Here is a 12,518-nt window from a genome sequence, read left to right on the forward strand (position 1 = left end):
GATCTGTAACGTCCGATGAAAGCCCACCGCTGAGGGTGAGATCTGTGCTTATTGTGAGAATTTCGTCATCGACAGCCTTGTTTTCAGCTGTTGGTATTGTGACTTCATCATATGTAAATTCGCCCTTTACAAAGCTGTATTTATCAAGTGGCTCATATGTAAAATCAACGTCGATATCCGTATTTGAATGGTTTGTAACGCTTATATCATTACCTTTTGCAGACCATTTGCCATTTGTGTCGATATCATATTCATGAGTTTTTGCATTCCAAGTCTTTGTTCCGCTCATATTGTATGTAAACTCCATTTTACCCCATACAACGTCAGCCTGGATAGTTTTTGAGGCTTTGATGTCCTCAACATACTTTGCCTTTACACTGATATTCTTTTTGATGTTTCCGTCATCATTCTCCGCTGCAAACACCACCGTACTGAGTGTTGCCGCAAGTGCTAATGCCATTATGATCGAGATCGTCTTTTTCATAAGTAATTAGTCCTTTACAAATTATCATTATTTATGTATTTGGTGCGTCGCCTATTCCGTCCCACCTGCCGTCAAGTCCAATATATCGTCCATCAATAGTGGTGTTCTTTGCTATTGAAACGTCTCAGTCAAAATAGTACCAATCGTCATTCACTTTGACCCAATCTGAGTGCAATTTTCCGTCATCACCAGAATAACGCCCATCATTTCCACCGTCATTGAACCAACCTCTGACAAGCTTGCCGTCTTCATCGGCATAATACCATTCATTTCCGCCGTCCTTAAACCAACCTGTGACCAATTTGCCGTTCTTATCATAATAGTACCAATCGCCGGTTTCCTCATCCTTATACCAGCCTGTTATCGTACTGTCGCCTGCATCTCCCGAATCATCAGTAGTGACATTCACTGTAATAGTGCCAACGGTCATGCTTTCAAAATGCTCTGTCGGTTTACCTGACAAAGTAAGTTTGCTGTTTCGGCTTTCTGAAATAGGCACTATTAGCTCACTGCTTGAAAATCTGCCTTTTATCTCCTCCATGCCCGTTGCGTTGGCATACGAGAATTTTGCTTCAACGCATACATTACCATTGTTTTTAACAGTAAAATTTCCGCCGCTGTCAGACCAACCGCCACCTTTATATGAGTGGGTCTCAGGATCCCACTGCCCGTCTGTATAGGTAAACTCCAAAGAGTTCCAAGTGATGTCGATGCTCACCTGCACTTTTGAGTCAGAATTATCCGCAGATGCAGAAACAGGCACTAACAACGCCATGGCAATTCCCATAGCTGCAAAAAAAGCTTTTACCTTTTTATCCATATTTCACCTCTCTTCATCTGACATTATGACAGCCGCCATAGTGTCCACCATTGCTTTCTAAACTTTTTTAGTATCATAGTTCATCGTCTGTAGAAACACTTTCACTGAGTTTTCCATTATTCTCATTTTCATTGTTTAACAAGCATCTCTAATTTATAGCATTAATATTTATAATAATTATCTATCATTCTTAACAAAAAGTCAATAATATTTGCACAAACGGCAAAAAAGTTGCACAAGCGGTAGGCGATTTGGTGTACGGAAAGCAAAGCCTCCCACAGAAACAATTCCGTGGGAGGCTTATTATTATATCAAATACTTATTATCTCACTCTTCGTCCTCTCCCACAGCCGAAAGCTTTTTATATCGGCGGTGTTCGATTATCTGCTGTTTGTGCTGTTCAAAATACTCGTCATATCTGTTTCTGCCAAACTTTGCTATCAGCTTATGATTATAATTCATAAGCTTAGCCGTAAATTCATCACTGTCAGCGTAATACAAATTAAGAAAATCATTATGATCATATCTTTGACCCTTTCGGTCAAAGTCAAGCAGGTCAAGAAGCATAGCGGCATTAAAATCTATTTTCAGATCTTTATGGCTAAGGTTTTCTGCTGTTTCATCACCCACCATATAAACATGATATAATTCTGAGTCGGCAATAAATCTGTATTCATAGCCACCCTCTTTATTCTTTAATGAAGCGGTGATAATTGCTTTTTTACTCTTGATATCATTATTGAAAAGACCCTTTATACGGCTGAGCAAACGATATGTTTCATAAAACTTCTTCTCTTTTATATCTCCACGAAGAATGTTTTCCTCAGAATCCTCCTTGCTGAAAGACTTATTTCCGGCTTCGCTTTCAAACAATGCCTTTGCCGCAACAGCGTTCCAATAATTTTTCACATATACGCCCTGACCATTGTCCTGATCCTGCTCTACTCTGAAATATCCGCCCTCAGGATAAATAGAAAAGGTCGTTTTGTCAAGCTTTTGCGAGAGGCTGTGCCTTTTTGCATCGGCAGCAGCACCACGGACGCTGACGATAATAACATTTCCAACTATTCTTATAATGCCTATGGCAAGATTTGCGGCTATCACAAAAGGCAGGATAAAGCCCCATGTAATAGCAAAGGTCGCACGCAGAGCAATAAGGATTATCCACAAAGGTCCCCATATGGTCATACCTAGATCGACCTCGTATTCCTCACGGGTCATCTCATCTTCAAGGAGGACAACTTTTGAAAAGTTATTATACACAGAACCAAACACATTGAAGCCCTTTCGCCCTATCCTGAACGGAAAGCCTGCCGCAAATATCCAGCAAAGTACGCCTGAGATAAGTGCAGTGAGCCAATAGTATTCAAAATATTTTGCCTGCTTGAAGCTTATTTGCCTGTTCAGAATTTTATTCACAGGCTTTTGCAGTGGAGTCACTTTACTAAATATATTTTTCAGGCTGTTATCAATATCAGTATATGAAGCCTTTTCACCGTCTTTGACAACGCCAAAGGCACTTCCCACAGTGACGGTCTGCTTTGAGTTTTCAGCTATGTACTTATCATATCTGTCATCGTTTCCTGCTATCTTAGGTATAGCAAAGGTCACAATGACAAGTGCGACCACAAGTATCACAAACTGCATCAGGGCTGTAACAATGTTTTTCATTTTCCATATGTTCCTTTCAAATATGATCTTCTAAATACATTATAATATATTGGAAGGGATTTGGCAAGAAGTATCATAAGATTTTTTTGCCATTATAAAACAAACAAAATGCTCTGCGGAATCACACTCTCCGCAGAGCATTTTGTTTTAGTATATCTTTCCGTTTTTCTTGTAACCGCCGTCAGCCTCAGAATATTTAAGGCACATAAACTGCCACTTGTAATTCCATTGTGGACTGTCATAGACCTTTTCTCCGACTTCCAGCAGATAAGTCACTCCGTCTATCTTTATCTCGCCCCAGAAGTGCTGTCCTCCGCCCTGGCGGTTGCCCATAACAAGGTTTGCGTCATAGCCGAGATAAACCATCATTTCCACCAGTGCGCCATTGTAATCAGAACATTGACCTTCTTTGTAAACAAAGATATTCTTGCTATGCGAGCCTGTCGGTATCCTGCCATATTTCAAATTCTTTCTTATCCAGTCCGCAGTATATTCGACCTTCTTTGCCGCCGACCAATCTTTCTTGAAATGCTTTGAGGCAAAGTTTTTAAGTATCTTCTTCTCCTCTGCTGTAAGAGTGTGCGTCGAGGTCTTTGTTTTCTTACCCTGAACGTTGTAGATCTTATAAGTGCTGTGGCTCTTCTTTGTTGCCGCATTAAGTCTTGAAACAGTGTTTATCTTGCATTGGATACCCGTCCAGCTACTGTAAACCACCTTTCCGTTTATGGTCTTATAAGCCCTCATTTTGAAGTGATAATTCTTTGAACCTGAAAGGTTTGATTTTGTATAAGAGGTTGTGCTGTTCTTTGTTATCTTCTTAAGCTGAACATAATCGTTATAGCAATCCTTTGGCATACTATAGTAATCGTTATGTGGGATAGTCCACTCATCGCCCTTGCACCAGTATATCTGATATCCATCAGCCTTTGTGTTCTTCTTCCAGCTTATTGTGACTTTCTTATTATAAGCCTTTACCGTCATTTTCGGAGCGGATAACTTTGTGTTGCCTTTTACTGTTATATAAGGGCCGGTCTTAGAGTTGTATTCAAGCTTTACGGCATAAGTATAACTCGTTGCCTCTGAAAGCTTCTTGTCAGTATAGCTTGTGGAACTCGTGACCGTCAGACGCTTGTAGGTCTTTTTCTTTGGATCATAGCGATAAACCCTGTATTTGCAATTGCCGATCTTGTTCCAGCTAAGCTTTACAGAAGTGGTAGAGTCAGCGGTAGCCTTAAATCCCGTTGGCTTTCCAAGAACGATCTTGAATGTTGTCGAAACAGGGTACCTGCTTTCGTAGTTTCCGCCAAGAGTAACAACAGCGGTCGCTGTGCCTACATTTGTGTTATTGTAATATGTTACAGTATAGTCAGAACTCTTGATCATATTTCCGTCCGCCTTGACAAAAAGGCTTGGTCTGACAGCTTTGCCAGTATAATCCACATCAGCTATCTTTAGTATCTCGACCTCAGAAACAGCTTTCGGGCTGATAGTGAAAGGCACTGTCACATATCCTGTATAGCCGTTCATTCCTGCTATGGTCATATAGCCTGTTCCGGCATTCACGTTGTTTGTATATGATACATTATAATCAACGCCACGTCTTAGCACCTCACCACTAACTGTAACAACAGGTGCAGGAGTCTGAGCGTAGCCCGTGTAGGTGCAGCTAGTATCCACAGAAATATTCTCGCTGGATATTTCAGCCTCTACAACGCTATACTCAAAGGAATCGGTTCCATTAAAGTTGCCGATACCTTTAATATAAGCATAATGCCAGCCAAGCTCGCCACAGTCGTCCTCATATTCGATCTCATAGTCAACGCCCTCAGCAAGCACAATATCATTGTATGTAACAATAGGTTTTGGCTGAACAGGTTTACCGGCACAATAGCTCTGCTCATACTCGCAGTTAATATTCGCACGGTAAATATCAGTTGGCACGATATTGAAATTCTTTGTAAAGCTTCCTGTGTAATTACCTATACCAGTGAAAGTAGCCGTCGCAGTACCTACGTTTATGTTGTTCTCATAAGTAACAACATAGTCCTCGTTCTCAGTGAGCCAGTAATAGTTGTTGCTGTCCTTAAGAGAATAGCCATAAAGCGTCTTTTCAGTGCCGTCATACGTCTGATCGCCTTCATACCAACTGTTATACATATCCTCAGTCAACTGAATGGCTTCATCGTTATCCGACGTATAAAGACCGACTTCCTCTCCGCCAGCGGGAATTTGCTCCTCTGCCTCAGCTCCAAAGCATACCACTGCACTTTGCAGTGCAAGACACACTGCCACTGCCGTCGTAAGCGTCCGCTTAAATAACTTCATATTATTTTTTTCCTTTCCACTATAATTTTCCTACATATTACTAATTTTATCACAAAGGTGTGACAATGTCAAGATAAAATACAACAAATAGAAAGCCTCATGACATTCAGTTAGATCGTGAAGTTGAGGATGTAAAATACGGTGATACCACACTAGAATAAGGAGGTCTGATTATGATCTCTGAATTTGTACGAGAACAAAAAAGATATATTCTGACGGCTTGATAGAATCAATATAAAGGAAATTTTATATCGGTATATATGTTCAACGCAGCGTATATACAGATTTTTGTTTCAAAAAGTTTCTTAATTTTCTGAAATTTAAAAGCAGAGTTTTGTACACATACAACATATTATACTGTATATGCGATAAAATTTAGTCATATTGTTCAATTAATCTACGAAAAATTGTGCTAAAATACGAAAATTATTTGTGTAAACGTTTTACTTAAATATTTAAGTTGACTTATTTTACTTTTAATAATATAATGTTTTACGTTGACAGAGTTAAGGCAGCAACGCACGAGGATAATGCAGTGCTGCCTTAGAATACCGGTATTTAAAAAATAATTGTATAAGAGGAGCTTTTTATGGTACAGAACAAAACTTTTTCTGCAAAGGCATTACAGACTTTTGTTGCTGTAATGTTTGCCGTAATAACCTGCTTCGGTTTTATGACAACACCGACCGCAGAGGCGGCATCAGGATTTTATGTAAGCGGTACTAGTATCTATGACGCTAGCGGAAACAAGTTCGTTATGCGTGGCGTGAACATTGCTCATGCATGGTACACAGAGAAGACTGAAACTTCTATCAAGGGCGCTGCAAACAACGGCGCAAATACCGTAAGAGTCGTACTTGCAAACGGCTCAAAGTACACAAAAACAAGCGCACAGGAAGTAAAGAACATCATCAGCTGGTGCAAATCAAACAAGCTGATATGCATTCTCGAAGTACATGACGCAACAGGCAGCGACAGCACTTATGATCTTAACAAGTGCGTTGACTACTGGAAGGAAATGAAGAACGTTCTCAGCGGTACTGAGAAATATGTTATCGTAAACATCGCAAACGAGTGGTACGGCACATGGAACGGAAGCGCATGGGCTGACGGCTACAAGTCTGCTATCCGATCTGTAAGAAACGCAGGCATTACAAATATGCTTATGGTAGACTGTGCAGGCTGGGGACAGTATCCTGACAGCATCAAGGATTACGGTAAGTCTGTTTTCAACGCAGACTCACAGAAGAACACCGTATTCTCCATTCATATGTATGAATACGCAGGCGGAAACGCGTCAACTGTAAGAAACAACATTGATAACGCACTCAACATCGGTGTGCCTGTTGTTATCGGCGAGTTCGGCGGTCAGCACACAAACGGCGACGTTGATGAGGCTACTATCATGAGCTACTGCACAAGCAAGGGCGTAGGCTATCTTGGCTGGTCATGGAAGGGCAACAACTCTGACATGAGCTACCTCGACATTGCAAACTCATGGGACGGCTCAAGCCTTTCTTCATGGGGAAATACACTTATCAACGGCTCAAACGGAATTAAGGCAACTTCTAAGATCTGCTCAGTTTACAGCGGTTCAGGAAGCTCTTCCGGCGGTTCTTCTTCAGGAACTTCAACAGATTCCAACGGCGGAGTTCTCGGACTTGACGGAACATATTACATCAAGAGCGCACTCAGCGGCAAGTATCTTGACGTATACAAGGCAAAAGCTGACAATGGCACAAACGTTCAGCAGTACAGAGGTACAGGCGGAAACAATCAGAAATTCAAGCTTGTAAGCGACGGAAACGGCTATTACACTATTTACACAGGTGCATCAAATTACAAAAGCTGTCTTGACGTATACAACTGGAGCAGGGACAATGGTGCTAACATCAACCAGTGGCAGTATCACGGCGGTGACTGTCAGAAATTCCAGCTTGTAAAGATCGGCGACGCTTATGCTATCAAGACAAAGATCTCAGACTGCTACTCATGCCTTGACGTTTACGAACAGAACACAGCTGACGGAGCAAACATTAACCAGTGGAGCTACTGGGGCGGAAAGTGCCAGCTTTGGTATCTTGAATCAACATCAGGTTCTTCCTCATCTTCATCTTCTTCAAGCAGTTCAGACAGCAATTACAAATCGATCTTCTGGGGTTCTTCAACTGCTTCAGCATGGGGTCAAGCTGTTTCAGCAATGACTTCAAAGAATGGCGGAAGCTTCAACGCATATGACATTCAGTCAAACGGCTACTTCTACGTTGAATACTCAGGAACACAGAATCAGGTAGAATTTGTTCTTCAGAGCTGGTCAGGCGGAGCAGAGTGGGCAAAGGTTTCACCAAGCGAAACAGGCACAGCAAACGGACACTACTACGCAAAGTATTCTTACAACAACTGCAAGTCAGCATTCGGCACTTCCGATTTCGGCGGAAAGCTGGATCAGATCCATGCAGGTGCAGCAAACGGCACAGTAACGATCTACTCTGTATGCTACTGCTGGTGATCTAAGATTTTTTTCAGACTTCATACTGTTTCACAGCGGTATGAAGTCTTTTTTTATGCAAAAAAGTTTTAACTGTACCTTTGTTTTTCTTCCTTCAAAAAAAATCAGCAAATAAGGTTTATTCTACTGTATTTTCCCTCTCTCCTCCACAAACTCCACCAAACACATATCCTCCACAGCTATCCTAGTCTTGTCCATAAAAACAAGCTCATTAGTATAGCTGTCATAAATTCTCACTATGCCTGTCTTGGTCTGATAACTGCCACCACTTTTTCTCTTATCGGGAACAAAATATGTCACCCTTATCTCAGGGCGTTCGTCAAGCATATCAAGCAGGCGGTTGAGATCGTCATTGAGCTTGTTTACCTCGTCCTCGGTCAGCTCCTCCCTGATTTCGGTGTATCTTGCGGTTTCATCAACAGCAGCGTCATAGCCCGTCAAAGCTGCAAAAGGGCTGAACTGCGCCGCCCTGTCCGATATAGACATTTGCGGATGATCGTCATAGTACGGACGTGAAAACTGCTTTATATCATAATAATTGTCGTACATTGTAAGCCCCTCCTTTCATGCCTTGTGACCGCCTATACTGCGGTTGCGCTCTCTTGCCGTAGCTCCCTCGGTATAGTTCGTGCCTTTCAAAATGGCATTTTTTCCATATTTGTGCTTTATCAAGAGCATTGCTTCCTGCAATGCCCTTTCTTTTTCTTCTGCGTTGTTATCAGCATTTGCCGCTTCCGCCATATCAAACAAGCTTATCTGCTCATAGCTCTCAACTTCGGGGATATCCTCTTCTCTTATGACATTACAGGCGGTCAGATTAAGCCGTCTTGCAAGCAAAGTCTTGTCGATAATTCTGTCAAAAAGAGCCATGGTTGCGTCTATTATTTTTCTGGTCGAGGAAGTGTGCCTGCCTAGATTTTGAGTGCCATGGGCGTGCTTGGGTATCTTCCTGCCATAGTGGTCGCAAACCACCTCGCCAGTATAGTGACCGTCCGCCAAGCTTTCTTTATCATACCCCACAGTGAGAACGATCTGATTTGTTACAACGCCCTTATCCACAAGATCAAGGGACAGCATATCAGCCATTTCCCACAGAATGAGCCTTGTGCGCTCATAATTACACGGCTCTTGCAAGACCTGCCCAGAGGAAATGCTGTTGTTCGAGGGGCGGTATGACTTCACGTCAGGTATGGCGGTAGGCTCGATACCCCATGCGTGGTCGATAAGAAGCTCGGTATTTTTGCCGAAAACCTTGTAAAGCTTCCCTATAAGATAATGGTCCAGCGACCAGCGTGAGATATCCCCCATGGTGTAAATACCAAGCTTTTCAAGGCGGCTCGCTGTGCCTGCGCCCACACGCCAAAAGTCCGTGATAGGGGTATGCCCCCACAGCGTTTCTTTGTAAAGCTGTTCGTTCAGCTCTGCGATACGGACGCCGTTTTTATCCGCAGGGATATGCTTTGCCACAATATCCATTGCCACCTTGCACAGATACATATTCGTTCCAACGCCTGCTGTGGCGGTTATACCTGTAGTTTTCAGCACGTCCAAAATGAGCATTTGTGCAAAGCCACGTCCGTCAACGTTATAAAGCCCGAGATAGCCCGTTGCGTCAATAAAGACCTCGTCGATAGAATAGGCGAAAATATCCTCTGGTGACACATATTTCAGATAAATCCCGTATATTTTTGCGCTCACAGCCAAATATTTCGCCATTTGCGGAGTTGCCACGATATAATCAAGCTCGCAGGCAGGGTCGGATAGCTCCGAATAGATATAGCTTTTCTTTGAAAACTGTCTTTTAGGAGCTTTCTGCAAACGCTCCTTATTGACCTGCTCCACACGCTGAATGACCTCAAAAAGCCTTGCCCTACCTGAAATACCAAAGCTTTTCAGTGACGGTGACACTGCAAGACATATAGTTTTCTCCGTTCGGCTCTCATCAGCCACCACAAGGTTTGTATTCAATGGGTCAAGCTGCCTTTCCACGCACTCAACCGAAGCATAAAAAGATTTCAGGTCTATTGCAACATAGGTCTTTTCCATAGCATCACCGCCTTTTTCCTTTATGTATAATAGTATACCACGAAACTTTCTGTTTTACAACAGAAAATCGAACAAAAGTTCTGAATTTTTAATTAACTCTTTTCATGGCAGTTGACAAAGTAAAAAACGTCCCCGAGGAAAACTTGGGGACGTTAGTGTTATATTGGGTTTTAAGACGGCATACAATAGTCTACCAAGCTTCACTGTCATAAGGCTCAATAGGAATATTGTAATTCTCTGTTACCTTATAATACTTATCAGTGTCAGTGTCTACCATAAGAACATTTATATCTCCTGTGCTGAGCACATCTCCGTCAATGTAGTAGTGACTCGCTCCGTCATAGTAGATATCGTTAAATCTGCGGTCGCCTGAAATCGTGTTGGTATGGACATGCCCTGCCACCACCTTTTTGTCAAGTCCGTGTGTCTTGCCAAGCCTGTGGGGATACTGCTCTGTAAAAATATAATCCTCGGTGCAGTATTCCCAAGCATTGCCCGAATCCTCGTCAATGCCTGCGTGGACAAAGATAGTGTTGCCCTCAACATGATATCTCGGCAGACGTTCAAACCAATATCTATACGAGTCATCAGCGTCATCATATTCGCCGCTGCCAAGCATTTCATTCACCGAAGAAAAACCGCTCATCACCATTTCCTCGTGATTGCCAAGAAGCGCCACCACCTTGTTATGGCCATATGTATTCTGCAAGCCCATAATCTTTTTAAGCACAGCTATATTGTCCTCGCCGCCGTGGATATAATCTCCCAGAAAGATAAGCTTTGTGTCAGGCTCGTCAAGGTGGTCAATGACAAGCTCCAAAGCGTCGCAAAGTGCTGAATAACAGCCATGGATATCACTCATGCAGTATATTTTCATGCTTTTCTCCTTTTGTATCATTAGTTTGGTTGTATTCGTTTATCAGGTCTTCCATTTTTATTGTTCTCTTTTTAACCATATTCATAACTCATTCGAGTACGTCTTTAAGACCTTTTTCGCAAATATTTTTGAGAACGTCTTCTTCGTAATTTAAATAACCTTTTTCAAAAGGCTCTCCGTTGAGAATATTTATAGGCATATACTCCTTTTTGCCGTCTGTTACTGTAGCCTTTACAAAATCGTTGAACAAGAAGAAGTCTACATAATCCTCGAAGCTGTCAAAGAAGCCAAACCATGTTTGAGCGTCTAAATTATCATAATAACGGAAAAGAATATCTCCGCTATATTTAAAATTCTTTTTATCGTCCAATTCTCTATACTCAAAGTAATGCTTTATTTCCAGCAAAGTTAAGTCAACCCTATCTTCAATATAGCCTATATTATTATCTTTGTTATTGTCTTTATTATCATTTTTTCCATTACCCCTATTCATATTGTATGCTTTATACCAACTCTCAGGCCAAAGAAAAGAGCCACCAAGAGTTCTTGTTGTGTAAACATATTTTGTGAGAAAATTAGCTATTGCGTCTGGGTCTTTGTCTGATTTATTTTTCTGCATTTCAAAATATCTACTCAATGGATATTTGGTGCTAAAATAAATCCAAGGAACTGCGCTGAAACCAAGCTGGTCTGAGTGTAGTGTAAAACAGTAGTCTTCACATTTTGGGTCTTTATAAACAGTTATCATGCCGTCAATATTTTTATCAGGTTTATGTTCATTTGCCTTAAAATACAATTTCTTTTTATTCTTCCAGCTTGCCGCATTAAGAAAACTTGATAGGTGTCTATAAAAGTCTTTATTTTTCTTATAGTCAGGGTCTATATATATATCACAGTAAGCTGTTTCACTATCTCCGAGTTGTTTCCAAATTCTTTTTCTTTCTTTTTCAGCGTCCCCTTTATTTTCATATGTTTTATAATTCGTTGACAACAGGTCTACCAAATACGCCTTATAGTTTTCCTCAAAGTTTTCTGGCTCATACGATTTTATCTTCTTGTTAGCTTCCATAACTTTTCCTCCTAAACATTCACATTATACTTTTTACAGAGTTCTTCAACTCGCTCTTTTATGCTTTTGACTACGCTCTCAGGTCCTATCAACTCCACCTTGTCTGAATATTGCAAAGCCCAATTTACTATGCCGTATGGGCTTGTCCTTACTTCAACTATCTCAAAATCCGTCTGATTTTTAGGAAGCTTATGCTCCTTCTTGTACTTCTCCGTTGTTATCTTATAATCCTCGCCAAAGCTGTCATGGATAAAGGTAAGATTGTTCATTCCTGTTTTATATGGATTTCTCACTTTCAAGGTAACAGTTGAGGGGGCGTCATAACTCATGCCAAGGTGATTGTTCTTAAAACGCTCGTAACTGCTCCCTTGAACGGCATTATTTACGTTGTTAGCACCTGTTGCCGCCGCAAAGCTTTTGCCTATCTTTCTTATTTTGATATCCGACATAAGGTCGATACGATATATACAAAGCTGCTTTTTGCCCTCTGTATATCTCGGTTTGTCGCTTTCAAAACATCCGAGCATATAAAATCTGCCCTTATCAGCAACGATAAAATGCGGGCTTACAAAAGTGTCCTTGCGTTTTGTCAAAACAGGTTTGAGTATATATTGGCTGGCTTTCAGGTCATATTCTGTGGTATAATAATTGAACTTAAAGGCTATCTGCTGCCTGTTGCTGATCGCCTGCTGGATAGTATTCAGATTCTCTCTTAGC

Annotated in this window: 10 protein-coding genes; 1 reads left to right on the top strand and 9 read right to left on the bottom strand. The window is 41.4% G+C overall.

Features of this window, described 5'->3' with window-relative positions; translation table 11 throughout:
• From WS40_RS09485 to WS40_RS09500, 4 genes are all read right to left on the bottom strand, one after another.
• Positions 1–484, bottom strand: a 484-nt coding sequence (locus WS40_RS09485) for a hypothetical protein (RefSeq protein ID WP_046441844.1), incomplete at its 3' end; no start/stop codon positions are given.
• 124 nt (positions 485–608) lie between these two features.
• On the bottom strand, positions 609–1,304 hold the full coding sequence (locus WS40_RS09490; RefSeq protein ID WP_046441846.1) for a hypothetical protein: 696 nt from the start codon (positions 1,302–1,304) through the stop codon (positions 609–611).
• 327 nt (positions 1,305–1,631) lie between these two features.
• Complete coding sequence (locus WS40_RS09495; RefSeq protein WP_046441848.1) at positions 1,632–2,975, bottom strand: hypothetical protein; 1,344 nt, start codon at positions 2,973–2,975, stop codon at positions 1,632–1,634.
• Between the two features lie 147 nt (positions 2,976–3,122).
• Positions 3,123–5,300 (bottom strand): transglutaminase domain-containing protein, encoded by a 2,178-nt coding sequence (locus tag WS40_RS09500; RefSeq protein WP_046441850.1) that lies wholly within the window; start codon positions 5,298–5,300, stop codon positions 3,123–3,125.
• A gap of 589 nt (positions 5,301–5,889) precedes the next feature.
• On the opposite strand from WS40_RS09500, the gene WS40_RS11615 reads away from it, so the two are divergent.
• Positions 5,890–7,809 (top strand): cellulase family glycosylhydrolase, encoded by a 1,920-nt coding sequence (locus tag WS40_RS11615; protein ID WP_325208515.1) that lies wholly within the window; start codon positions 5,890–5,892, stop codon positions 7,807–7,809.
• 123 nt (positions 7,810–7,932) lie between these two features.
• On the opposite strand, the gene WS40_RS09510 is transcribed toward WS40_RS11615, so the two are convergent.
• From WS40_RS09510 to WS40_RS09530, 5 genes are all read right to left on the bottom strand, one after another.
• A complete protein-coding gene (locus WS40_RS09510) occupies positions 7,933–8,358 on the bottom strand; it encodes a hypothetical protein (protein WP_046441852.1) in 426 nt (141 codons plus the stop codon).
• Between the two features lie 15 nt (positions 8,359–8,373).
• On the bottom strand, positions 8,374–9,855 hold the full coding sequence (locus WS40_RS09515) for a Y-family DNA polymerase (RefSeq protein WP_046441855.1): 1,482 nt from the start codon (positions 9,853–9,855) through the stop codon (positions 8,374–8,376).
• Positions 9,856–10,045: 190 nt separating this feature from the next.
• Positions 10,046–10,732, bottom strand: a complete 687-nt coding sequence (locus tag WS40_RS09520) for a metallophosphoesterase (protein WP_046441857.1) — start codon at positions 10,730–10,732, stop codon at positions 10,046–10,048.
• 88 nt (positions 10,733–10,820) lie between these two features.
• A complete protein-coding gene (locus WS40_RS09525) occupies positions 10,821–11,801 on the bottom strand; it encodes a DUF6994 family protein (protein ID WP_046441859.1) in 981 nt (326 codons plus the stop codon).
• An 11-nt stretch (positions 11,802–11,812) separates the two neighbouring features.
• Positions 11,813–12,518 (bottom strand): WYL domain-containing protein (locus tag WS40_RS09530; protein WP_046441861.1); only part of this gene is annotated, 706 nt, incomplete at its 5' end.

It is taken from the genome of Ruminococcus sp. N15.MGS-57 (assembly GCF_000980385.1).
Lineage (GTDB): Bacteria > Bacillota > Clostridia > Oscillospirales > Ruminococcaceae > Hominimerdicola > Hominimerdicola aceti.

Bases quoted from the DNA above. Each gene is read 5' to 3' on its own strand.
- WS40_RS11615 (WP_325208515.1), top strand. From the start codon at position 5,890: ATGGTACAGAACAAAACTTTTTCTGCAAAGGCATTACAGACTTTTGTT.
- WS40_RS09525 (WP_046441859.1), bottom strand. From the start codon at position 11,801: ATGGAAGCTAACAAGAAGATAAAATCGTATGAGCCAGAAAACTTTGAG.
- WS40_RS09510 (WP_046441852.1), bottom strand. From the start codon at position 8,358: ATGTACGACAATTATTATGATATAAAGCAGTTTTCACGTCCGTACTAT.
- WS40_RS09500 (WP_046441850.1), bottom strand. From the start codon at position 5,300: ATGAAGTTATTTAAGCGGACGCTTACGACGGCAGTGGCAGTGTGTCTT.
- WS40_RS09520 (WP_046441857.1), bottom strand. From the start codon at position 10,732: ATGAAAATATACTGCATGAGTGATATCCATGGCTGTTATTCAGCACTT.
- WS40_RS09495 (WP_046441848.1), bottom strand. From the start codon at position 2,975: ATGAAAAACATTGTTACAGCCCTGATGCAGTTTGTGATACTTGTGGTC.
- WS40_RS09515 (WP_046441855.1), bottom strand. From the start codon at position 9,855: ATGGAAAAGACCTATGTTGCAATAGACCTGAAATCTTTTTATGCTTCG.
- WS40_RS09490 (WP_046441846.1), bottom strand. From the start codon at position 1,304: ATGGATAAAAAGGTAAAAGCTTTTTTTGCAGCTATGGGAATTGCCATG.